The sequence below is a fragment of the Caballeronia sp. Lep1P3 genome (assembly GCF_022879595.1).
Classification (GTDB): domain Bacteria; phylum Pseudomonadota; class Gammaproteobacteria; order Burkholderiales; family Burkholderiaceae; genus Caballeronia.
In genome coordinates this window covers 66,823-90,757 of record NZ_CP084270.1, presented here as the reverse complement: position 1 = coordinate 90,757, position 23,935 = coordinate 66,823, and the positions used below count along the sequence as shown (strand labels likewise).

Here is a 23,935-nt window from a genome sequence, read left to right as displayed (position 1 = left end):
GAGCGCGTGATGTGCGTCAGCAATGCGGGTCAGCGGAGATCTGCGGGCATCTTCCAAGGAAGCAGCGCGTCGTAGTCGTCAACGGTCCTCGCCAGAGGAAGACGTTGGAACAACCAGTGAAGGTAGCGATAGGGATCGATGCCCCCGGCTTTGCAGGTTTCGATCAGGCTGTAGAGGTTTGCACTTGCGTTCGCCCCCGCTACGGTGTCGCTAAAAAGCCATGAGCGGCGCCCGACGACGAAGGGGCGAATCGCATTCTCGCAAGGGTTGTTCGAGATGGCCCAAGTGCCGTTCTCGACGTAGCGGATCAGCTTCGGCCACTGCTCGCGCAGATAGGTCAGTGCCTTTCCGAGCAAACTTTTTGGTACGACGCCGGGCGACTCCGCGAGGGCTAAAGCGTAGATGGCGTCGAGTATGCGCGTGCTGTATCGACGTCGCAGTCGCTGTCGTCGCTCAGCTGCCCATTTCTTAGAGCGGGCCTCCGCAGTGAACAGCTTGCCGATCAGCGTGATGAAGCGTGTCGCGAGCAGATCGGGCGAACGCGCGGCTTTCGGCACGTTCTCCTCCGCTTTGATGAAGTACCGTCTTAGGTGTGCCCAACACCCGAGGTGCACGAGGTCGTAGCGTTGAGCGATGTCGTTGTAGGGCTCGTAGCCATCAGTCATCAGAACGGCGCCCTTGCGGATCCCCGTGAACAGCTTGTCGGCCAGCTTGGCACCGCGTCCGGGCGTATAGCTGAAGCAGCGGATGGGGATGCCTGAATTGGTCATCTGCGCCCAGAGGTAGCTCTTCGTTTGCGGCTTGCGCCCTTTCTCTTTCAGTACCTGGAACGTCGTCTCGTCACAGTAGATCAGTTCGGCATCAAGCAACGCATCGCGCATGAGGTTGATCACGGGCTGGGTCGCGAGGCCAACGCGAACCATGCTGGCGGCGATCGTGTTCGACGAGATGTCTCCGCCGAAGCGACACAGCAAACCGGCCTGGCGATAGAGCGGCACGCCGAACTGATATTTGCCGGTGGCGATCCATGCGAGCGCCGCTTCGCTCAACAGTCCGCGCGCGATGATGCGCGGCGGCGCTGGAGTGACCTTGATGCCGAGATCGCAGCACGGACACGCATATTTAACGCGCTGGTGTTGGATCACTCGAAGCTGCTCGGGGATCACATCGAGCTGCTCGCTGATCTCCGCGCCGATCTCGACGAGCGCTTGTCCATCGTTCGTGCAAAAGCGTTCGGCTTCGGGCAGTTCGTGCCGCACGACCTCGCGCGGTAGATTGGGATCAAGCGGCTTGCGGTGACCGCGCTTCTTGCGCTTGTGCGCGCCAACCGTCGTCTCCGGCGTGTCTTCTTGAGCAGGCGCGCTGTTCGCGCCGAGCACCTCGGCTTCGTTGAACAAGCCAAGTTGATCAGAATCTCGTGCCTCGCTCTTGGCGCCGAACAGTTCGCGACGGTAGGCTCGGAGTCGCTCCTCAGCAAGATCGCGCTCTGCGGTCATAAGCCGCAAGGCGCCGCGTAAGGCCTCCTGTTCTTCTCGCAATGCACGAGCAGCATCGCGCTCGGCGAGCAACGCCTTCAATTCCTCGGCGGTGATCGTGACATTGATCGGCATGGCCGGTTAGACCGGCGCACGGCCTCACTGTTCAGCTCACGCGGCGATATTCCTGCTTCGGATGCCGTCGTATCGCGGTGATGTCATCGCCATCGAGCAACGCGTGCAACACGTTGCTCGTCATCGTCACGATCTCAGCCTTGTTGTCTGGCCAGATGAAGTGGCTGCTCTCCAATCGTTTTATAAAAAGCCAGAAACCACTGCCGTCCCAGCCAAGTATCTTTATCCGGTCACGACGTCGGTTTCCGAAGATGTAAAGCGACGTGTCCATCGGATTTAGGCGCATCGACTGCTCGACGAGAATCGACAGACTGTTCATGCCGTAGCGGAAGTCGACAGGATCGCGGTGCAGGTAGACCTTCAGATTATCGTCGAACCGGAACACGGCATCCTCCCGAGCATCTGGACCACGGTGGTCAGCTCGTCGATGGTCGCCTCTGCGATGTCGAACTCAACACCGTTAGGCAAACGTATGTGCAAGGCAACCGTGATCGATGGTGTGCGCGCGGACACCGCTCGTTCAACCGTCACAGCCCCCTGAACGACCGGTACAAATGGTGATGGCACGTCGGTCGCGTCAGTCCGCAAGGCAGGCGGCGTGACATCAAGCGATGCCCTGTCTGCTGGTCTCAGTTCCTTATCCGCCGAATTCCGCGCCGCATGTGTCTTCTGATAGCGCGTGATCCACTCGCGCAACAGATTCGGGTTCAAGCCGTATTGCATCGCCGTCCGGGCTATCGAAACGCCGGACGTCATGCACAACTGGACCAGTTCCTCGCGGGCTTGCGGATCGTATTCCCGGCGACCATCCCGTTTCGCGCCGACTACCAGACGGCTACGCAAGTCTCGATCTTCTGTCATGTACTCTCATCCCAGCTGTCCACGTGGACAGGTAGCATCAGAGAATCACTCGTCCATTGCTAGGGCGTCCCTTAAGGACCGCATACGTTTGAGTTCGCGCTGCAGCTCGAAATTGGCCTGCTTCAGATCCCGGACTTCCGTGGCGCTCTCGCGCCGACTACCGGTTCCACCGACCGTGCAAAAATCCGCTCGCCACTGCGCGAGATGATGTGCGAACAGGCCGCGCTCGCGACACCAGCTGTTCAACGCTTCGTCGACCAACCCGTGGCTCTCCTGCAAGGCCATCAGCCGTTCTTCCAGCGACCAGTCTTCCGGACGTCTTGCGTGTTCGGAGCCCGAGCTCCGCTTCGCGGCGGCGGCGCCTCTCATCCACTTCCTTAACGTCAGTACGTTCACGTTCAATTCGTCGGCCACTGCTCCAACCGTTCGGGGGCCGCGCTGCAGGACCTTCGACAGCGCCTGTTCCTTAAATTCAACAGAATACGTTTGTTTCGCCTTCACCCTGTACCTCTGACTCTTCTCGATAAGAAAGTTCAGAGGCGACAACTAGTCTGACGCCGGGGGACAATATCCGGCGCCCCCGCGGCGCGGCGGCGTTGCTCATGCAGCTTGATCCATCGGCGCAGCAGATTCGCGTTGACGCCGGCTTTGAGCGCCAATCCGGCCACTGAAACACCAGGTTGCAGGCAGGCCTCGATGAGCCTAAGTTTGGATTGGGAGTCGTAGCGACGCTTGCCGTCGCGCCCGACTAGGGTAACGGCGAGAAGCGCCGTATCTGGACCTGTTTGAGTCATGGGTGTGTCCACAGAATATCAGTGGACGCAGCTTGCCTTGCTCCGAACCCAGACGCTATGTGCGCATAAATTCGCGCTTACAAACGATCTCCAGTCACGCAAGGAAGCTCCCGCCGCGGTGGCGGTGGCTGCTCTGCGCCCGTCCTGCGGTTCAGTGACTATGCAACGGCCTCGGCTTGTCGAATCTTAGGCAGCATCCGCTCAAACTCGCGTTTAACGATGCCGTAGCATTCGCACGCACGGGATTCGAGCGCAGCGCGGTCGAGCAATTTGATGCAACCACGGCTGTGATGGATCAGTCCTGCGTCGTGCAGCTTGCCCGCAGCCTCAGTGACGCCTTCCCGGCGCACGCCCAGCATGTCGGCGATGGTCTGCTGCGTCACCCTCAGTTCATCCGACGGCGTACGGTCTGCCTGAATCAGCAGCCAGCGGCACAGTTGCTTACTCAGCGCATGGTGTCGGTTGCATGCAGCCGTTTGCGCCACTTGGGTCAGCAGTGCTTGCATGTACAAAAGCATAATGCGACGCAGAAAGTCGGAGCGGCCGAAGTGCTCACGCAGTGCGCTCGCGCTCATCCGGTAAGCGAAACCTGGGGCCTGCACCTGGACGCGAGTCGGCATCGTATCCCCACCGGTCAGCACAGGCACGCCCGTCATCCCTTCACGACCGATGGCCGCGACTTCGACGGAACCGCCATCTTCCATCGTGTGCAAGAGCGTAATAACGGCGGTGGTCGGGAAATAGACGTGGTTAATGCGTCGTCCTGAATCGCACAGCAACTGCTCGGCGCGCAATTGAACGAGTTCGAGATGGGGCGCCAGGGCGCTCCATTCATGCGCGGGAAGCGCGCCCAACAAATGATTGCCGTGCAGGTCGGACTGAAGGGTCAACATGATTATTCCGCTTGGTCTGTGCGCTTTGCGCTGTATTTCTCTGGCCTGCTGTTCGCAAAGCATCGACGGTCTTCATCGGTCTGCGCCAGCCCCGTAGCACCTTGCCGTCTGTTTGCCAACTTTGGCGGCTATGTCTTTAGTGCTTCGTCATACATATGCGAAGGCCGTGCCAACCAGCCCAAACGTCATACCAGTGGGGAAGTGCGTCGAGCGTGCCGCCGCGCACATGCGGCGCCCGAACCGTTTTTGATTCAGATTTGAACAGACAAGAACGTCTCGGAAAGCTGGATGCGTTGCAGGGTCGTCGCGTCGCGAATTCGCTTTTACGTTTGCGACGCCTGATGCTTCGATGCGCGCGTCGCTAAGTTTCATTTTACTTAGCTAATTTGGAAACGTTGCAACAGAAGCGATAACCCTTTGACCGACGAGGCCACGGACCGGTCGGTAATGTCGCCCTGAGCCCCACTGCGCGGGCCCAAGCAGTCGTTTTATGCAGCGGATTGTCAGTGCTAAGCGTTTATGGAGAAGATGAAAACGTTGCTAGCGTGACACGTCGACCGCCTTCAGCCCTAGGAATACGTCTTCTTAGGGTACTTGCCTCGGACACAATGGCCATGCGCGTTGCAAAGTTATCCACAGATTCAGTTGAAAAGTCTGTGAGGAACGCCCTCGGTAACTTGTTAAGCGCCTGAAGTAGCTAGGGTTTGTGACGGTGCACGAAACATCGGTAGGCGAGTGCTCGAAGACGCCTGGGCGACACATGCGGTGCAATTCTAATCGCGGCGCAAGAAATGACGTCGCTTCGCTTCTGATTCGGGAAGCCTGCGATGCACGGACGATGGTGGTCGCGTATCACGGCAGACGGATGCGACCGTCGCAGGCAGCAACCGGCCACTTTGAGTCACTCGGAATGCTGAAACAAGGAACGGTCAACCGGCTGCAGTGTGGTCATAACCGGTCGTTGCCAACTCACGCGCAATTCGGATAAAAATTAGCGGCGCAAGAGTCGTCTGCCCGTCTGGGCGCTCGCGGGCCGGTGTACTGAAGGGTTTGGCTCACCTTGCGCAGCAGAGTCTGGCCGATCTCGAGCCAATTCTGGTGAAAATTCGGCTCCTCAGACAGCGCGCTTCCAGCGGCTTCGACGATATCAATTACGATCGGTGCAGAGTTTGCTTTCCTCTTTCGAGCCCGCGGCCAAGTACAGCAGCTCGTAATGGGCGCTGGCCCCGCCGGGGATCGGCGGAAAATGTTCGCCTTAGACCCATCTGACTTCGAAGCCTGACTTGGCATCGCCGTGTATGCAAACTTTGTAGGTGCCCGATGTCTGCACTCGTTCACCGGGACTGTGTCGTCCACCCATGCCATCCTCCGGGTTACTCCATCGGTGAAAAGCAAGGCAAATTCCGCAACCTCGGGTTTTCTACTTTCGGCGCATATAACGATCAAGCAGCACCGTGGCCGTCGTTCCGTGCATGAGAACCGATAGGACGATAGCTGAAAGGATGATCGGCGCAATTGCAGCGACGGTGCTGCCTCCAGCCCTTTCCCAGGAAAACAACAGGTAGTAAAAGGCGCCGACACCGCGCAACCCGAGCCATGCCGATAACACCCGCTGATGGCGGTCCATCGATGAGCCGAGCAGCGAAAGACTGCTGCCCAGCGGACGGGCGACGACGAACAAGAACAAAACCGGCCAGACCGCGGACCAGTGCAGCAATTCGCGCCAATGTGCGGACACGACGCTACCGATAACAACCATCAGCCCAAGTTCAATGAATCGCTCGATCTCCACAGAAAACCCCATCATCTTTTCCGCAATGTAGGCGTGAGCCAATTCGGGGTCTTTTGCAGCCTCATCTCGATTGCCGCGTTCCACCGACTCGAGCGCCTCGCTCGGCGGCTTCTCACCGGTCGCCTTCATCTCCCGGCGCCGCAGCGCAACGCCTGCGACGAACACTGCGATAAAGGCGTAGCCGTCAACGATGAGCGTCGCCCCGTACGCCAAAGCAACGAGGCCGAGTGCAAGAAAGCCCTCTAAGCCGAGCGCATGGTCGTAACGCGTGCGCAGCCAAGTCACGAGCACGACGATGCCTGTGCCCAACGCCCATCCGATGACGACGGCGCTTGTCAGTCCCCATAGGATCGCAAGTGGGAACGTCCACGGATTGCTGCTGCCGAGGCTTCCGACGCCGCAAATCGCTAGCGCGATATAGACCATTGGCGACGCCGCGCCGTCGTTAAGCCCGCCCTCGGATGACAAGGCGAAGCGCAGAGGCTCATCGTCGCCGGCCTCTTCAACGCGCAGTTCGTTGGCGAGGACAGGGTCGGTCGGCGCTAATGCAGATGCCAACAGCAGGGCAGGCCCTGCGGCAAGTCCCAGACCCCAATGCCCCGCGAAGAACATAACGGCGATGGTGATGAGCATGGCAGGACCGGCCAGCCGCAATGTCAATCTCCAGAGCGGATTCGAAAGCTCAACGCGAAGATACATCCCGATCGCGAACAGCGAAACGACAAGGCCTGCCTCGGTGAGCGTGCGCAATAGCACAACGTCGCGCTCGATGTCGATTCTCAGCAATCCGACGAATGCTGGACCAAGCAAGAACCCGACGACGAGATAGATCATCGCGCCGGTCATCGGCAACCGCTCGACGATCTTTCGACCGATAGCCATGACAACCATCAAGGCCCCGACTATCAAAAACCAAATGGCTTCAATGGTCAACATCCGCTCCGTAAGCCAGTTTCTTCTTCACATTGCTCACGTTGAACACATCGGCGCGTTCGACGATTGCCCAGCATAGGGATAGTGTTTAAGTCAGCGATAGGACTCTCAGTTGAAAGCGTGCCCAGGAAGTGTCAACTCGCATGCTGTGCCGTGGCCGGCTTCCGAACGGTGCTCCAATTTTGCACCGATGCTCATAGCTATCCGCCGAATTGTCCGTAACCCTACGTTCTCCGATGCGCTCGCGTCAAACCCTTTGCCGTCGTCTACCACGCAGATCGCAAGTTCGGGCTGCTGCCTCAAACTTATCTTGATTCGCCCACGTTCCCCACCAAAGGCATGTTCAACGGCGTTTGCGACAAGTTCGTTCACCACCGTCCCGATGGTGGTGCAGATGTCGGGCGACAACAGGACGCCAGACTCGAGGTCTACCTGCAGCGTGGTTCGGTTTTCCCGCAGTCCGTAAAACTCGTGGAAGCTGTCGGCCATGGAACCAAGGTACCGGCCAAGGTCGATCTGTTCGCCGTGTTGACCGAGACCGAGGAGATGATCGTAGAGCGACGCCATTGCAAAGACCCGGCGCTCGACGTCCCTGAAGCTGCTGCGGACCTGGGGATCGTCCGCTTGCCTCGCATTGCGTTGAAGCAAAGCGACGATGAGCTGGAAGTTATTGCGAATACGGTGCTGCTGTTCCCGCAATAAGTCCACCTTGGCGTCACGATCGGCCGCTAGCGATGATCGCGCGTGGTACTTCTCGATGCTTTCGGCGAGCGCGCCGGCGACGGATGCAAGGAACGACAATTCAAACGCACCGAATTCAGTTGGTTCACGATAATCCACCTCGAGAATGCCGTAGGGCCCAATGTGGTTGATCAACGGTAAGCTCACTGACGTCACGACGCCGTAGTCAAGAAGGATCTGCGGCAGCTTTTCTTGCGGTCGTCGACGAACGTCGGGCTCGATCACAGGCTCGGCGTTGGCTAGCGCTTCCCCCGCTGGGTTGACCGGGTCCACATTTCCTGCTGACCGGCCAAGCGCCTCTTCACTCAGGCCGAACTGCGCTTTAACAACAAGAACGTTGTCGGAGCGCCGTACTTCAAGGACCTTTGCCATTGGGGCGTTGCAGCCGAGCGCGGCGCACCGGGCTGCCGCAGCGAGGATTGCCTCGATCGACGCATCCGTATCGCTGTGCCAGGCGTCGATCATTTGCGCAAACGTCTGCCGGTGACGGATGACGTCAACAAGCGAGACCGTTTCGTCTGGCGAAAACGTGAGCGCATTGATAGAGGCAGCAAGAGTGGCCTTCAGTGAGCGCGATATCATGCGTTTAAGCCTTGTGCGTCGGCGACAGGCCAAATGAAAAGCAATCGGCAGGCCATTGGTTTTCACCGAAGGCGTCAAAAGATTGGCACAGCCGATCCGGCAATCCTGACGTGAGCCGGCTACGATCCGTCGTAGAGGACCGGTGCAGTGCGTCCGGCGACTCGCGGCCTCGCGCGCGCGGGTCCGCCTGATTCTCTTGTGAGGCGTGACGGCGACAAGAACTTGGGCCGGGAGAGGCGCGTCTAGTTAGTCGGTCTTGCAGAATGCCGTGAAGCCAGGCGCTGCGTGGTAATAGGTGCAAACAGAGGGTTGCGGAACTCCCAGTTCCAATATGGAATTGGCCTATGTTCTGGGAGTGAGAAGCGCCGATGAGCACACCGGATTTCTTCCGCAGCCGCCTGGATGCAATGATCGATTTGCGGCACCCGCTGGCCGTACTGGCTAACCGAATGCCCTGGACGTCGATAGAAGCGACGTTGACACCGATCTTCGAGCGGCGTGCTCGCGAAGGCCGGCTGAGCGCAGAGGTTGATCTGTTCGGCACGGCGCCCAAGCTGGCGGGCGCGGGCCATAGCGCTGCCGGACGTCCGCGCCTGTCGACCCGGCTGATGGTCGGACTGCTCTACCTGAAGCACGCATACAACGAAAGTGATGAGTCGGTTTGCGAGCGCTGGGCACAAGACGTGTACTTCCAGTACTTCTGCGGCGAGGACTATTTCCAGCCGCGCCTGCCATGCGATCCGACCAACCTCGTGCGCTTTCGGCAGGCGCTGGGCGAAGCCGGCGTCGAGGAGATGCTCGCGACAACAATTGCGGCGGCCGTGCAAATGAAAGCCGTAAGGCCGGCCGAGTTCGAGCGCGTGATTGTCGATACGACGGTCCAGGAGAAAGCAATTGCCTACCCGACTGACAGCCGCTTGCTGGAGGTTGCACGAGGAAAACTCGCAAGGCTCGCCCAACGCGCCGGACTGACGCTCAAGCAGACCTACCAGCGCGAGGGGAAACAGTTGCGTCGCCGGGCAGGCGGCTATGCGCATGCCAAACAGTTCAAGCGTCTGCGCCGGGTGCTCAAGCGTCAGCGCACGATACTCGGACGATTGCTGCGTGACATCGAACGCAAATTATCGGGTGCATCCGCTGAGCAACAGGCATCCTTGCGAATCTGGCTGGAGCGCGCCTGGCGTATCTGCCGTCAGCGTGCGAAGGACAAGCACAAACTCTACGCGCTTCACGCGCCAGAAGTGGAATGCATATCCAAAGGCAAGGCCCGCCAGCCCTACGAATTCGGTGTCAAAGTCAGTCTCGCGATCACGGAGAAGCAGGGTCTGATCGTCGGTGCGCGCTCGTTTGCAGGCAACCCTTACGACGGGCACACGCTGGCCGCGCAACTTGAACAAACGAACATCTTGCTGCAGGATTTGCCGGGCACGCCGACGCCGAAGATCGTGCTGGCCGACCTCGGATTTCGCGGTGTGGATGCCGATGTTGCGCCGGTGCAGCTGATTCATCGAGGTAAACACAAGGCGCTAACAGGCCGCTGAAATACTGATCGCAGAGGTCATCGCGGGATGTGCCTGAAGCGTTGATAGAAGGACCTAACTTGCCCCCCCGGAGATCATGCGCGGCGCCGACACGTTCACTGAGAGTTTGTTTTCCTTTCGCAAGCTCGACGACTTCGTTCCGGCGTCGCATCCGCTGCGCTCGATTCGCGTCATGGCGAACGAAGCGCTCGCCAAGATGGATCGGCTGTTCTCCGAGATGTACGAGGTCGACATAAAAGGTGGACGGCCGAGCATCGCGCCGGAGAAGCTGCTGCGGGCAATGCTGATTCAGATCCTCTACAGTGTCCGCTCGGAGCGACAATTGATGGAGCAGGTGCAATACAACCTCCTGTTTCGCTGGTTCGTCGGCTTGGCAATGGATGATGTGGTGTGGGTGCCCACCGTGTTCACGAAGAACCGCGAGCGGTTGATCAAGCACGACGCGGTCATCAAATTCTTCAACGAAGTGGTGGCCATTGCCGAGAAGAAGGACCTGCTCTCAGGTGAGCACTTCAGCGTGGACGGCACCTTGATTCAGGCGTGGGCGGGCCACAAGAGCTTCGTGCGCAAGGACCGTGACGATCAGGACAACGATGACGGCAGCGCGGGCGACTTCAAAGGCAGCAAGCGCAGCAACGAGACGCATCAGTCCAAGACTGATCCTGATGCGCGGCTCTATCGCAAAGGCAAAACGGCCAGCCAATTGCGGTACATGGGCCATACGCTGACCGATAATCGGCACGGCCTGGTGGTCAACGCTCGCGTGACACACGCTGATGGGCATGCCGAGCGTGAAGCGGCCAAGATCATGATCAACGATGCGCGGCAAGCGGCAGAAGATGCGAACGCAGAAATCACGCTGGGTGCAGACAAGGGTTACGACGCACAGGAATTCATTGAAGCCTGCCAGCAAATGAAGGTCACCCCGCACGTTGCGCAAAACACTTCTGGGCGGCGTTCAGCGGTGGCCGACGCGATTGCATCAAGCCTGGGCTATTCCATTTCGCAGCGAAAGCGCAAGTTGATCGAACAAGGCTTCGGGTGGGCCAAGACCGTGGGGCGCATGCGCCAAGTGATGGTGCGTAGTTTGGAGAAGGTTGACCAGATGTTCGTGTTGAACATGGCCGCCTATAACCTCGTGCGCATGCGGTCACTGGGACAAGTCCGCCCATAGTGGCGCAATGAGTAGTCACGAGGCCAACAATCGGCCTCAAACCGTCGAAAAAGACGGTGAATTCGCGTTGAAATTGCACACTGCGAAAAATCGCGGCAAAGGCCGCGGCGACAGACCAAAGCTGCGTCGTAAGCACCTGTATTTCAGCAACCTGCTAAGCAGTACGCAGCGAAAGTGGTTAAAGCGCCGCCAAGCGATCGAGCCGATCATCGGGCACGTAAAACAGGAGCACGGCATGCGGCGTTGCTGGCTAAAAGGGCAAATCGGCGACGCGTTACACGCAGTGTTGTGCGCGGCGGGCTACAACTTGCGCTGGCTGTTGCGCGCCATCGTCCGCCTGGGGCTTGCGCCCATATTTTTTGTTCTTGCGTGGCTGCGCTGCTGGTTCAAAGACTCGCCCGAAGCCTTGTTCGCGCCCCGCGCGACCGTCTGAGATGGAAAGGTGGGACTGCGCCCCGATCGACCACTCGGGAGCACGCGCGAGCGAGATCGAATTTTGCAGGTGAGACTATGTAGCGCCCGACATGAGAGGTTTGGGCATTGGCAGAAGGCTTATTGCAGAAGCCCTGGATTTCGCCAAATCCGTGCCGGGTATCACACAGGTAAATCTAACGGCCAATGCGACAAGTACAGCCGCTATAAACGTCTATGCGTCGCTAGGATTTCAGGAATTCGGGTTGGAACGCCACTCTTTGATGGTTGGCGACGAGGCATACGACGAGGTACATATGTCCCTGCGGTTCGCTTGATAGACGCATCGGGTACACGGCTCAGAAGGCGCCGGACGGCCACAAACTGTCGTCCGCTGTGGCGTCAACGTAGACGTTCAAGAGTCTCCTTCAACCTGCAAACGGCCATTCACTCGCCAGTTTCGTCGTAAGGTCGTCCGTTACTCACATTGTCCCTTTGCTACACACTCTCGCTATCGAAACCGATTCCCCGGCTCGATGCGCCCACGCATCGGTTGGGCGCTTTTTCTTCGCCCGCCTGCCCCGCTGACGAAAGCTGACAGATGAAAACAACGTTTCATGCGGCGTGGCGCGCGAGCGTTGCATTCGATTGCCTGGCTTGTCCCAAACGGCGGGTAGCCACGCACGCCAGGCTTTGAGCCTTCGTCCTTTGGGTCCGGCATGTCATTGCAAGCGGTGCCATCGTAACGCCTGCAGACGGCGTCAAGTCTAATCCCGTACCTTGCGTGTTGCGAATCAACACCGAGTCGCGACCGCCATCGCACGCGGCATGCGCGCAGACTCGTTGCAAGCCATCGCCGCCGATCCACCAAGGACTTCAACGTCGTCGCCTAGTGCCGATAGTAGGGCTGCGGGCCAAGGCGGCATTCTAGGACACGATTTGTCCCGACGTCGGATTACAATTCGATGCCGGTTCAACGACATAGTGAAACCGCATCTATACAGTAGCGGGCCGTGCAGGCACGAAGACCTAAACAAGAACGGGGCAAGTCGCGATGAGCAGTACTGGCTGGATTGATTTTTCCGCGTCGGACCGTCGGCGCGTGCATGATGTGCTCGCGATGATGAAGGAAAAAGGCACGCTCGACGAACTCGGCGTAGGCCAGATTCGCGACGCTTATGCCGATTTGCTGTTTCCCGGCTTCAACACCATCCAGACGCGCGCCCGCTACTTTCTCGCGATTCCGCGGCTGATGCTCGACTGAGCCGCATGGTCGCCGTCGAAGCGCAACGCGCGTCCGCTCGCCATGTATCTGCGTGAGGCGGAGAACAAGCTTGCGAGCCTGCTCAAGGACAATTACGAAAAGATCGGTGAGCCGCCGACCGATGTGATCGGTCACACCGCCGTGGAGCAGGGCGGTGTGTCGAGGCGTCCATCGACGACCTATTGGAACGGACTGCGTGTGTTCGACATCGTGCGGACCAGGCAGTCGCTGGCGGAATTTTGTCGTCACTGGCAGCGCGATGCCGCCGGGCATGAAATCGTGACGAGCGACGAAGGCAGCAACGACGATGATCATCGATTCGAGGCTGTCATGCGCCGGCCGCCCGGCTCGCCTGGAGGATGGCCGGACGGCATGCTCCTCGAGCTCACCGCGCCCGAGGCAAAATTCCTGCGCGAGCGCTTCACGAATGCGCCCGGTCTCGAACACACGGTTGCTGCGCAACTGATCTCGCACGGACTGGCCAGGACGGCGCTGAAAAAAGACTACGCGAGTTTTGCCGCATTCAGCGACTGGGCCGCGAAACAGACGGCGCTCAGCGCGGCATGCTGCGAGAACGTCGAGCGGGCACAGCGCTTCAGCCTCGCCATCTAGGGCGCCCATATCATCTTCAACCGCCTGATCGCCGAGGGGAAGACCCAAAATGGCAAGCTCGCGCAGCTATGCGCGGATCGATACGCAAGCTGGCAGGCCGAAGCGCGCGTCGCACGCATTTTTCACGATAATGCCCCGCAGCAATGGATGAGTGCCAACGACGCCAGCGGCAGTCGCGTGAAGTCGCTTACCTGCCAGTTTCTGGATAGATGGAACACGCTCAACAGCGTCGCAGATCCGAATCAGTCCGCTCTGGATGAACTCGTCTTCAATCAGGCCATCCAGAACAAGCCGAAGCGTTCGTTGCTGCTGCGTGAACCCAATGAAGCCAGCTGGTACGGCATGAGCGCGCTCGATTATCGTTGGCAGACTGCGCGGCGCATGTTGACGGACATCGCGAAGGAGCTGCCGTGCTGAAGCTCGAAACCGACCGCCTCGACTATGGCGACCAACTGCGCGCGCCCGACGGCTATCGACTCCATTCCGCGTTGACCACGACTTACTCGCTCGATCTTGAAACGCTCGCAGCCGCGTCGCTGGCCCTGACGCTCGATCAGGTGATCAAGGAAGACGACGAAGTCGAACTGTCGGGCGAACGCCTGGCGCTGCTCGAAGCTATCGACCGGCTTCAGAACCGCTTGCTGGTCTTTCACCAGAGCGGAAGCATCAAGGTGCCCGAGAAGTTCAACCGGTTGTTCGCGCTGCTGGAGCCGCTCATCGCGCCCGTCATCGCGCTCGAAGGGGCAGCGGGTGCATTTGCATCGTTTCACCCCAAGATGTGGCTACTTCGCTTCGAGCCGGACGAAGCGGACGCGCCCGATCGCTGGCGGCTGCTGGTGCTGTCGCGCAACCTGACATTCGACCGCAGCTGGGATGTCGCCGTGTCGTTAGACGGACAGTCGGCCGGGCGTCGGGCCAACAGCGACAAACGGCTCGTAGACTTTCTCCGTTCGCTTTCGCGAGATCCGGCGCATGCCGCGTTCATCGAAGGCATGTGCGAAGGGCTCGAATCGGTCGCGTGGACCGCTCCAGATTCATTCGATGCGGAAGTCGCCATCCTCCCTGGCCGTCATGGCGACGCGCACTGGCCGGCGGCCATGCCGTTCGCGCTCGACGAAGTCATCGAGGGGAAGCTCGACGACCTGTTGGTCGTCTCGCCGTTCGTCGATGCCGGCGAACACAGCATGCTCGACGCGCTCGCATGCCGCGTGCGCGCCAGCGGCTCGCGCACGCTCATCAGCCGCGGCGACACGCTCGACAAGATCGGGCCCGAGCGGCTCAAAGACTGGAAGGTGTTGTCGTTGTCGGAGCGCGTCATCGATGGGGAAGAGTCCAACGAAGAAAAAACGCCGGCGTTGCAGAACCTGCACGCGAAACTGATCGTCGTCCGGCAGCAAGGGATGGCAGCGTGGCACATGGGATCGGCCAACATGACGAACGCCGCGTTCGGCCGGCCGAGTGCGAACGTGTATCCGCGCAACTGCGAACTGATGGTGCGCCTGACCGGCCGCAATCAGAAGGTCGGCCCTGCGAAGCTGCTCGATATGTGGTCGGCGGCGAACGTGTTTCAACCGCACACGTTCAAGGAAACCGCGCCGGACGCCGCGGAGCGCGAGCAGCGCATGCGCCAGATTGTTGACGCGCTGAGGACGGCCGCCTGGCGGCTGCATGCGGAGGAGACCGAACCGGCGCACTTCGACATGCGCCTCGAAGTGACGCCGTTCGAGCCGCAGCCGGACTTCGACATCAGCGTGCGGATGCTGTGCCGCGCCGATGAACGTGTGCTTGCGCCGGCAGTTTCATGGTCCAACGTGAGTCTCACCGACGTGAGCGCGTTCGTCTCCGTCGAAGTGCGCGCGGCGGACGCGCAGTGCGAGCGCTTCGTGATTCAGGCGGCGTTCTCGGCCGACTTGCTGGAAGCGCGCAAGCGGGCCATTTTCTGCGATGTCATCGGCAACGGCGAAAAGCTGTTGCGATATCTCGCACTCGTGCTGGATACGGGTCCATCACGCGGCGACTGGACGCGCGCCGACGGCGACGGCAAGTCGGTCGATATCTTCGGACTCGACGGCCGGGGCGCGCTCTACGAGCAACTCTTGCGCGCTGCCTCGCGCGCGCCGCGGCGCATGAGCCGCGCCATCGAGATTTTCGAGCGCATACGCCACGAGCTCGACGCTCTTCCGGAAGGACTCGACACCCTGTTCGACGGGTTCGCTCGATACCACGGGAGCAAACAATGATGCATGAAGCGATCGGACCCATTGACGAAGCGCTGTGCGGCCTCACCGACTTCCAGCGCGCCACGGTCGAAGCGGCATGTGCGCGGCTCGACGGCGTGGACGGACTGGGCGGACGGCTGCTCGTCGGCGACGAGGTCGGGTTGGGCAAGACGCTGGTGGCACGTGGCGTAGTCGCCACGCTGTTGCGCAATCGCTTGAGTCTGGGCCCGCTAGAGCGGCCTTTTCGAGTCGAATACATTTGCTCCAATCAGGCGCTGGCGCACGAAAACGTCAAGAAGCTCGCGGTATTCCGCGGCGCGCTGGCGGATCAGTGGGTGAGCTCGCTCAAATTCGGACGGCTCGCCGAACTCGGTCTCAAACAACCGCCACCCGAACACGTGCCGTTGATGGAAACGTGCTCGCTCACCCCCGCGACGTCGTTCGTGCTGAGCCGGGGCGGCGGCAACGCGAAGGAGCGCTACATCATTTGGCGCGCGGCGACGTCCGGCGGCGGACTGCTTCCGACGGATGCGCTCAGGAAATTCTTCCAGCAGAACGTCAAGGGCGCGTGGGAAGAAGCCGAGAGGGTCTGTCAGGATCCGCTCGAATCCGCGTCGCGCCGCGAATTCCTGACGAGTCTGGGCGAACCGCCCAGACTCGATGCACGCGCGCTGCGTGCGGCGAAAGCGCTGGGTTTGTCCGTTCGCTCCTGGCGAAGCCTCCTGAGGACGCTTTCCGAAACGGACGCCGGGCAGGTCACCGACGGCACGCATCTCACGACGTGCGTGCGCGGAGGCATCCGCCAGATGTTCGTCGAGGCATGCGCGCGCAACCTCAAGGCGGATCTGTTCATCCTCGATGAGTTTCAGCGATTTTCCGCATTGCTGAACATCGACGCGCCTGGTCCGGGCGAGGCAACGGACGAAGACGCCGTTTCGGAAGAGCAGGTCATCGCGCGGCGCGTGCTGCACGAAGGTTCCGACTACGCGACGCTGCTCTTGTCCGCCACCCCCTTCAAGGCGCTCACACATCTCGCCGACGAGGAGGAAGGAAGAGCGCACGAACAGCAACTCATCGAACTGCTGAAATATCTTTGCAGCGGCGATGCCACCGTCCTCGCAAACTACAAGACTGGCCGCGAGGCGCTGCTGGGACAACTGCTGCGCTTGCCCGACAGCCCGCTCGCACCGAACTCGCTCCGCACCGTCGAGCGCGATCGCGTGCAGACCACGCTGCGGCCGTACATCTGCCGCACTGAGCGCGCGGCGATCGAACCAGATATCGAGAAAATCTTCCGCACGGTGCCGGCGGATGCGGCCGACGGCGCGACCTCCATCGCGGAGATCGCGAGCTTCGTCGCGCTCGCTCAGCTTGCACAGGCCCTCAGGGACGCGTCAAACGGAAAGGCGGGCAGCGATGTCATGCAGTTTCACAAGGCGGCGCCGTGGAGCCTGTCGTTTCTCAGTGGCTACCAGCTTCGTGAGACGCTACGCCAGTACCGCGGGGAGAAGGGCGTGGCCTCCGCGCTGGCACAGTCCGAGACTGCGTGGATTCCGTACAGGAAGTTCGAGAACTACAGTCTCGATCTGACCCGCGACGCGCCGGGCGGCCGGTTCGCTCAGGTGTTGCGGGCAGCTGCACCCGAAGGGGCAGAGCGACTGTTGTGGGTGCCGCCGAGTCTCGCCAATTACGCCGCAGACGGACCGTTTAAAGGGCTGGAAAGCTTCAGCAAAACCTTGTTGTTCTCATCGCTGGTGCTGGCGCCTCGTGCGATCTCGAGCTACGTGTCGTACGAGTGTGAACGGCGGCTGTTGTCGAAGAGCAGGAAACGCCGGAGCTACTTCGAAAAACGCGAGGATCATTCGCGCACCTTCCGTCTCGACGGCAATTCGGTCGGGCCGGTCTGGGGGCTCGTCTATCCTTCGACGCGTCTCGCGTCGGTTTCGATGCGGTATCCGGATGCAAGTCTCGAGGACGTTCGTGAGCGCGTGCGCGTCGACCTTCAGCGCGACGTCGATCGGATGTGCGAGCGCTTCGGTTCCGGCGCCACGCGCGCCAATCTCAAGGGCCGCTGGTATGCGCTCGCGCCGTTCCTTCTCGATCTCGTCTGCGGTGAAAGCGAAGCAGACGTCTGGCGATGGGTCACGCGGTTCCCCAAATGGTCCGCTGCGCCCGCCACCCGCACGGCGCAGGCGCAGCGCATCGGCGCAATGCTGAACGACGGCGCCGCGGGACTGGGCGAACCGCCGGTCGACCTGCTCGACTGGCTCACGGATCTCGCCATCGCCGGTCCGGGCGTCTGCATGCGGCGCACGCTCACGGCAATCTGGCCGCCCGAAAACGGTCACGCCGAGTACGGCATCGACGTGATCCGTCATTCGCGCGCCAGCACTACTGAAACGCCGGAGGTGGCGCGGCGGAATTTCCTGATCGCGCGCGCGACCGATGCCGCGCTCTGGTTCATCGACAAGATGAATCGCGTGGAGTCGCAGCGCGTGCTGCGCGCCGTTCTGCCGCGCGCAAAGCCGTGGATGGCGGTCGCCGAGTACGGCGCCATGGGCAATCTGCAAGCCGTGTTCGACGAGTATCTGCATTTGCTGAAGTCGGCCGACGGAACGCTGGACGGTTCGATTGACGCCTTTCATACCGCGATCGGCACGGGCGCGGTGTCGCTGACCGCGCAGACGCTGCCGGCGTCGCGCTTGTCCGATCCGAAGCAGTCCGACAAGACCTTCCATTGTCACTACGCCGTCCCGTTCGGCAATCAGCGAGGTACAGACGAGAAAAGCATCAACCGGATCACGAACGCCCGCGCGTCCTTCAATTCGCCGTTCTGGCCGTTCATGCTGAACTCGACTTCGATCGGACAGGAAGGACTCGACTTCCACTGGTACTGCCGCCGGATCGTGCACTGGAGCCTGCCGCCCAATCCTATCGATCTCGAACAGCGCGAAGGACGGATCAACCGCTTCAAGTCGCTTGTCGTGCGCCAGCGCGTGGCGCAGGCCTATGGCCCTGCGCTCCGGACGACCTTCGGCGCGGATCTCTGGGGCGAATTGTTCGAACTGGCGCTGAAGGATCAGCGCCGCACGGATCTCGTGCCCTACTGGCACGTGCCGCGTGGCGTGGCGACCATCGAGCGGATCGTACCCGCTGCGCCATTCAGCGTCGAATGCACGCGCTTGCGGGAGATTCTGCGCATCGTCTCGCTCTATCGACTGTCGTTCGGACAGCCGCGCCAGCAGGAGCTGATCGAGAATTTGCTCATGCGCGCCTATACCGATGTCGATCTCGATGAGATCCGCCGCGCGCTGCTCGTCGATCTCGCGCCGATCCACTACTACCCGTGGTCCGGCGCTAAGGGCTGCGAAGGCGCCGCATGAAAACGGCGGGAACCGCCGCCGGCAAAACAAAAAAACACATCACACAACACGAGGTCCGCATGCATTCCCCCGAGCTTCTGCTGAAAATCTGAACGGCGCATTGCGCGAGTTGCTGGGCACGACCGCAGCGCTGAACGACAGCCGCATCGATGACGAACTGCGGCCTGCCGCGCTGCGTACTAGCGACGGCCGCGATCGCTGCAACGGGCATCATCGCTGTGGTCGCGATTCTCTTGCAAGCTTGAGGCTTCAGGATGACGCGACCCACAGCAACGTTCTCCGTCACGTTTGTGCGGTAGGCCGACACATCGACACTCTTTCGTTTCTTCGATTCACGGAGCACCTGCGCGCTGCCTAGTTTCTCTTGGCCAGCTGGATTTGTGTTGAGAGTCGCTTTGCGACATGACGCGCGACGGGCTCGCTCAGGCGTGATCGCACAAGTCCCTGACGACACGCAACGCAGCGAAGCCCACCGCGCCCCCGGACTGATCGCCGAGGTACCAGGACTGAGTAGCCCGGCCGGTCGTCCAAAGCACCTCGAAAGCAGCCATTGAAGTCACGATTGCCTGAGTGGCTGTTTCGGGTCGGCTGCCGAAGAACGGTCGCGTTGGACCTCGCTCGAACTTCAATTTCAGCAACCGGCCAATTGCGGTCGGTCAGTCTCGCCTCGTCGACGCCGTTCGAATGACTGGTTCTCTCTCGGACCTGCCAAATCACAGCACTCAACGATAGAGGCGACGCGGGAATACACGACGGCAGATCAGCGCGGTTCGAGAAGCCCTCTCCGACGAGCGAATCGGTTAGTCCGCGTCGACACGCCAACACCGTCGTGATCGGTTCGTTCATGCTGTCACCCCAGCGCTCCAACGTCTCTTTCCCATCCGCCATATAGCTTCCATCTTCATCCATATGGCTCTCGGGCAAGTACGATCAAGACGGCAAGCATAAGTGAGCTTCCCTCGGTTTTTCGCCTTCCACGGGTCCCGAGTTATGCAGCAGCATCCTTGGTCTGCTGAGCTTTGATCCAGTTCTGCAGAAACTGAACCGGTGATACGAAGCCGAGCGACGAATGACGACGACTGCGGTTATAAAACACTTCCACGTATTCAAACAAGTCTGCCATCGCTTCCCGATGCGTGCGGTAGCGAGTCGCATGGACGCGCTCGTTTTTCAGGCTGTTAAAAAAGCTTTCCGTCGGCGCGTTGTCCCAGCAATTTCCCTTGCGACTCATCGGGCAGCGCATGCCATATTCCGTCAGCTTGCGCTGGAAGTCGTGGCTTGCGTACTGGCTACCCCTGTCGGAATGATGCAGCGCGCCGGGCTCAGGCCGACGTCGGAACCACGCCATCGTCAGCGCGTCAATCACGATGTCTCTGCAGCTTTCACCCAGTTGCGCAGTGTCTGCGGTGACATCTTCAATTCACGAGACACGGCACGGATGCTTTGTCCGTCCTTGACCCGCTGCACGGCGGCCGCCCTGAACTCCGCCGTATAGGCTTGGTTTGGTACCTTGAACATTGTTCTTTTCCTTCCTTCAGATCGAGTTTACACACGACCCGCTGGAAGTCGAAATTCGGGGGAAGCTCATAAGTGATCCTCTGAGGAGGGACTTAGAGCGGGCTCAAACCTGGCACGATCAATTCCGCGATGACGGTGATCCTAGTTGCGCCTCGATGGCAAAACGCTACGATCGATCCCGAACTTGATAAAGCCAACGTATCGATCCGTCGTGCGCTGGCGTGCTTCACCGACAATTGGCGATACAGTGCGCATTGGGTACGATTGCGCTAGTGCAGCTTACGGCGCAACGGTTCGAAACTGGTTGGTCAATAATGCACCGTTTACTTTCGTGCGGTTACTCCGCTTCATTGGTGAGCTTGCCTAGTGCCGGGCCCGTCAGGACAGCTGCATTCGTACTCGCGCCAGGGCTGCGCAATACGAGACGGAACATCTCGGGCACTGATTTAACGCGAGCAACAGCTTTCCGGGACGTTGTCTCGAGAACGGCACAATGTTCCTGCGCGTCCGGTGTTGAGGGCATTCGTGTCTCGTGTCATTCATGTCTCGACCGGCACGACGTCAGCGCGACGACGCGCGAGGCGTCTTCTGACCCGCCGTGATCAGGTGCCGTCTCGGACATTGCAGCAAGAATCACGCGCCCCTCGTACCGGGGGCGCATAATGAGCTTGCGCATGCTCAAGGAAGTTTGATGAACGCAAATGAAAAAGGTGCCGTGCACCGTGGGCTTCGAGGCTTTACGCACTTGATCGAAGAAATGGGCGCGCATCGCTCAAAGGAAAAAGCGCGCGAAATGGTGCGGACGCTACGATCCGTCGCCGATGCCAAAGGTTGTCGTAAAAGGAGCAATAAAATAAGTACGCTACCTCCGAATGCCTAGGCGATGACCACCCTATGGGGCCTGTGACGTTTCGCACTACTGCGGCATCGAGCGTGTCCTGTTCCAGCGAGCGGCGGCTACAAGTATTAGGCGCCATCTTGATGTTCGTATGGGAGACGACCGACCTGAATTGCGTGTCGCAGTCCTAGCGCTCATCGTCCCAATGCCAGCTGATCTGCTTGGCTTTGCGGAATGCCACCGAAACAAGCGAGACGAAAGCTGCGCAGGGCATTGGTAGGTGCCTCGCATCATGTTTGACTTGGCGTTGCTAAGAGGCCTGCTGGTCCCATGGCTTTCAGCGTGGGAAGTGCGACGCCGGCACGGCAACTACTGAAAGGTGCATCAATGATAGCGATGACGGTCATTATGTTGGTCCTTGGTGCATGGCTCATCTTGTATCTCGCTAACGAGAACAACAACGACAGCATTCCGCGGGAAACACGGGAACGCGAACCTAGAGATTCGTACGAAGACCTCTAGGAGACGCCTAAACGGCTTAACGAGCTGAGTGGTCAACTGGTCAACCGTCCGAGGTACAACCATCATGCTGTTCGGCGGGACGATTGCCGCAACGGCACGTGCGTCGGCGTTACGGCTTGGGGCTGCAACGGCTCACGGCCGGCTTCCGCATGTCAAGAGGCGATTGATAATCGCCTCGTCATGAGGGCGCAATTACCGCCACAGTTCCACTGAGAATCGACCAGAAAAGAATTGACAAGGCCACGCCAGCCCTATATTGTGAAAAATGAAATTTTCAAGAAGCTCGATTGCTGATCACCATTATCCGCGTCCTCGGCGCGGTACTCGCTGTCCTCTCTTCTTCCTTGAAGTTTTTGTCGCTCCGCACGCGAGCTCTTATTTTTTCAAGGAATTCTCATGGATACCGGTACAGTTAAGTGGTTCAACGATAGCAAGGGCTTCGGTTTCATCACCCCTGATGCTGGTGGGGACGATCTCTTTGCTCACTTCTCAGAAGTTAAAGGCGACGGCTTCAAGACGCTCGCGGAAAATCAGAAAGTAAGCTACGAGACAAAGCGCGGCCCGAAAGGCATGCAAGCCGCGAATATCTCGCCGCTGTAACGCAGTTTCAAGGGCCGGTCTACCGGCCCTTTTCCTGTCGGTACAGTCGACACCGGCGCGGCGCGACTTGCCGCGATCGCTTTGGCGCGCTTTAACGGAACCTCTCTGTCCGATGCGTCAGACCATATAGTCAGCTCGTCCTGCCAGTCATCTCTTTCCCGGGAATCGGGGGTCGACTACCGGTGATGGGATCGTCGGGTCATAGCTGTTTGCCGGCAAGGTGACGCGCAGTACTACGGCGGTCTGCTATAAGTCGATATACGCGACCGTTTCGGCGGCTGAACAGAGCCAGCGCCAGCCCACATGTCATCGCTAGCGATCAAGGGAGCGTGGCTATGAGCGGGTCTGCCGCAGTCTGCGACCTCATCAACGATTGCCCTTTCGGCCTTCAAGGATTAAAGCAGAGCGACTCCTGCAAAGCGGGCGATAGCGTTGGGTCGACAACGTCTGTACTCCTAGCGACTGCATGATCGGTGTCCCCACCGTTGCAACGCGCTGAATGATCCCCCCAACCTATCGCAGGCACAGGCCCCGGAGGGCAAATGTATCCTTTACTAGAGTTTCTTTCGACACTTCCGCAGTTCCACGCAGATCGTGCTCGGAGCGAAGTGGTCCACATTGGCACCGGGTGCACTTTGTCGCGTAGGGACAGCTACGGGCCCGAGGTGGATCCAGTACTTCTCGCTCGGTGGCCGGGGCAACCGCTAGGCGACGCCTGCACCATTGACGGACTCGATGCTGTGAACTTCTATATGCGTGAAGCGCGTAGCATGGGCGCCGAGATCGGCCTGCTGAACCGAGCGATCGGTGTACTCGATCGATCGATGGGCGGTGAGACGCTTTTTTCGAAATCGATCTACGTTTCGCCGGCGCGTGCGACCGACGACAGTTGAAGGCCGGCGCTATCGACGTCATATGCATCGCTCGGGCTCGCGCCCCGTGGCAGTCACCACACCACACTGGACTGCATCCGTGATAGGCCCGTGCAGCGAAGCCTGTACGGAGGCGCGCGGGAAGTGCGCGCGGACAGTCCAGTATATTTCAAGCAACTCGCGGCTATGCTCGTCGAGTGGGGACATACCCGGAGGATTGACATGGCGACAGAAGAAAACGTACTCGCTACCTTTGAGCAGTTCAACGTTGAGGGAAGAGACTACGTCACGTTGAATGACGCGTGCAACGGACTCGCGCAGTGGCTGGCGTCGGCGTGGGATCGTCTAGAGGAAGGAGACGCCCAAGTTCTGGTGGCCGTCGGTGCCACGTTGTGGCGAGAGGGCTATTCCCAGAGGTAGTCTCCGTAGTTGTTCGGCAGTTGCCGACGTCAGCTGGCGGCACCGTTTCACGACAATGCAGGCTGCTCGGGCTGCGGCATGCCATCTCGACGGGGCGCACGTCCGTTGCATCCTGAGTTTGCGTTCAGACAGGGTGAGTTCCGTGAACGCGCAGAAACCGTAGCGGAACATTCACTGTCTCGGAAGCTCATAAGGAACGGTCGATCGAGGTCGGCGGATAGCGGGGCGGGTTCGGGATCCGTCAGACGAGCGTGGCAGTCGATTAGCGATAGCCTTTTGCCAAGCGGAGTCACGTAGATCGTATCCTTCCCGGGCGCAACCGATTCGGTGACGTGCCCAACTGGTAAGCAGGTAA

20 protein-coding genes and 3 pseudogenes are annotated in these 23,935 nt (G+C 59.9%); 13 read left to right on the top strand and 10 right to left on the bottom strand.

Annotated elements, in window-relative coordinates; translation table 11 throughout:
- Positions 1-29: 29 nt before the first annotated feature.
- The 8 genes from LDZ27_RS28270 to LDZ27_RS28235 all read right to left on the bottom strand — a co-directional run bounded on the left by LDZ27_RS28270 (position 30) and on the right by LDZ27_RS28235 (position 8,272).
- Positions 30-1,610, bottom strand: a complete 1,581-nt coding sequence (locus tag LDZ27_RS28270; protein ID WP_244814112.1) for an IS66 family transposase — start codon at positions 1,608-1,610, stop codon at positions 30-32.
- A 31-nt stretch (positions 1,611-1,641) separates the two neighbouring features.
- The gene (tnpB, locus tag LDZ27_RS28265) at positions 1,642-1,995 is read right to left on the bottom strand and encodes an IS66 family insertion sequence element accessory protein TnpB (protein WP_244814113.1); all 354 of its coding nucleotides are present in this window, start codon (positions 1,993-1,995) and stop codon (positions 1,642-1,644) included.
- Positions 1,971-2,471 carry a transposase gene (locus LDZ27_RS28260; RefSeq protein WP_244814114.1) on the bottom strand — a complete coding sequence of 167 codons (501 nt, stop codon included), beginning with the start codon at positions 2,469-2,471 and terminating at the stop codon, positions 1,971-1,973. The genes tnpB and LDZ27_RS28260 overlap by 25 nt, the downstream gene beginning before the upstream one ends.
- A gap of 45 nt (positions 2,472-2,516) precedes the next feature.
- Positions 2,517-2,972: a transposase gene (locus tag LDZ27_RS28255; protein WP_244818726.1), complete on the bottom strand. Its 456-nt coding sequence runs from the start codon at positions 2,970-2,972 to the stop codon at positions 2,517-2,519.
- A 32-nt stretch (positions 2,973-3,004) separates the two neighbouring features.
- Complete coding sequence (locus LDZ27_RS28250) at positions 3,005-3,265, bottom strand: transposase (protein WP_370653520.1); 261 nt, start codon at positions 3,263-3,265, stop codon at positions 3,005-3,007.
- A gap of 158 nt (positions 3,266-3,423) precedes the next feature.
- A complete protein-coding gene (locus LDZ27_RS28245) occupies positions 3,424-4,158 on the bottom strand; it encodes a Crp/Fnr family transcriptional regulator (protein ID WP_244818725.1) in 735 nt (244 codons plus the stop codon).
- Positions 4,159-5,578: 1,420 nt separating this feature from the next.
- Entirely contained in the window at positions 5,579-6,886 is a 1,308-nt protein-coding gene (locus LDZ27_RS28240; protein ID WP_244818724.1) for a cation:proton antiporter, read from the bottom strand.
- Between the two features lie 105 nt (positions 6,887-6,991).
- Positions 6,992-8,272 (bottom strand): histidine kinase dimerization/phosphoacceptor domain -containing protein, encoded by a 1,281-nt coding sequence (locus LDZ27_RS28235; RefSeq protein WP_244818723.1) that lies wholly within the window; start codon positions 8,270-8,272, stop codon positions 6,992-6,994.
- A 302-nt stretch (positions 8,273-8,574) separates the two neighbouring features.
- On the opposite strand from LDZ27_RS28235, the pseudogene LDZ27_RS28230 reads away from it, so the two are divergent.
- The 9 genes and pseudogenes from LDZ27_RS28230 to LDZ27_RS28190 all read left to right on the top strand — a co-directional run.
- Positions 8,575-9,744 (top strand): annotated as a pseudogene (locus LDZ27_RS28230) (IS5 family transposase); the annotation flags it as partial.
- Between the two features lie 79 nt (positions 9,745-9,823).
- Entirely contained in the window at positions 9,824-10,921 is a 1,098-nt protein-coding gene (locus tag LDZ27_RS28225) for an IS5 family transposase (RefSeq protein WP_244814578.1), read from the top strand.
- A 154-nt stretch (positions 10,922-11,075) separates the two neighbouring features.
- Positions 11,076-11,354 (top strand): annotated as a pseudogene (locus LDZ27_RS28220) (transposase); the annotation flags it as partial.
- 91 nt (positions 11,355-11,445) lie between these two features.
- Positions 11,446-11,670, top strand: a complete 225-nt coding sequence (locus tag LDZ27_RS28215; protein WP_244818722.1) for a GNAT family N-acetyltransferase — start codon at positions 11,446-11,448, stop codon at positions 11,668-11,670.
- Positions 11,671-12,386: 716 nt separating this feature from the next.
- Entirely contained in the window at positions 12,387-12,596 is a 210-nt protein-coding gene (locus LDZ27_RS28210) for a DUF6361 family protein (RefSeq protein WP_244818721.1), read from the top strand.
- A gap of 198 nt (positions 12,597-12,794) precedes the next feature.
- Positions 12,795-13,208 (top strand): hypothetical protein, encoded by a 414-nt coding sequence (locus LDZ27_RS28205; protein WP_244818720.1) that lies wholly within the window; start codon positions 12,795-12,797, stop codon positions 13,206-13,208.
- A gap of 147 nt (positions 13,209-13,355) precedes the next feature.
- Positions 13,356-13,625, top strand: a complete 270-nt coding sequence (locus LDZ27_RS28200) for a hypothetical protein (protein ID WP_244818719.1) — start codon at positions 13,356-13,358, stop codon at positions 13,623-13,625.
- Complete coding sequence (locus tag LDZ27_RS28195; RefSeq protein WP_244818718.1) at positions 13,619-15,448, top strand: phospholipase D family protein; 1,830 nt, start codon at positions 13,619-13,621, stop codon at positions 15,446-15,448. The genes LDZ27_RS28200 and LDZ27_RS28195 overlap by 7 nt, the downstream gene beginning before the upstream one ends.
- Positions 15,445-18,810 carry a DEAD/DEAH box helicase gene (locus LDZ27_RS28190; protein ID WP_244818717.1) on the top strand — a complete coding sequence of 1,122 codons (3,366 nt, stop codon included), beginning with the start codon at positions 15,445-15,447 and terminating at the stop codon, positions 18,808-18,810. The genes LDZ27_RS28195 and LDZ27_RS28190 overlap by 4 nt, the downstream gene beginning before the upstream one ends.
- Before the next feature lie 988 nt (positions 18,811-19,798).
- Here LDZ27_RS28190 and LDZ27_RS28185 read toward each other — a convergent pair.
- Positions 19,799-20,182: pseudogene (locus tag LDZ27_RS28185) on the bottom strand (IS3 family transposase); the annotation flags it as partial.
- The gene (locus LDZ27_RS28180; protein WP_244818716.1) at positions 20,173-20,328 is read right to left on the bottom strand and encodes a transposase; all 156 of its coding nucleotides are present in this window, start codon (positions 20,326-20,328) and stop codon (positions 20,173-20,175) included. The gene LDZ27_RS28180 and the pseudogene LDZ27_RS28185, both read right to left, overlap by 10 nt.
- Before the next feature lie 691 nt (positions 20,329-21,019).
- On the opposite strand from LDZ27_RS28180, the gene LDZ27_RS28175 reads away from it, so the two are divergent.
- From LDZ27_RS28175 to LDZ27_RS28160, 4 genes are all read left to right on the top strand, one after another.
- Entirely contained in the window at positions 21,020-21,208 is a 189-nt protein-coding gene (locus LDZ27_RS28175) for a hypothetical protein (protein WP_244818715.1), read from the top strand.
- 876 nt (positions 21,209-22,084) lie between these two features.
- Positions 22,085-22,288 (top strand): cold-shock protein, encoded by a 204-nt coding sequence (locus LDZ27_RS28170; protein ID WP_040048723.1) that lies wholly within the window; start codon positions 22,085-22,087, stop codon positions 22,286-22,288.
- 740 nt (positions 22,289-23,028) lie between these two features.
- On the top strand, positions 23,029-23,181 hold the full coding sequence (locus tag LDZ27_RS28165; protein ID WP_244818714.1) for a hypothetical protein: 153 nt from the start codon (positions 23,029-23,031) through the stop codon (positions 23,179-23,181).
- 201 nt (positions 23,182-23,382) lie between these two features.
- Positions 23,383-23,580, top strand: coding sequence for a hypothetical protein (locus LDZ27_RS28160; RefSeq protein ID WP_063786808.1), 198 nt, complete (start codon positions 23,383-23,385; stop codon positions 23,578-23,580).
- Positions 23,581-23,935: the final 355 nt, after the last annotated feature.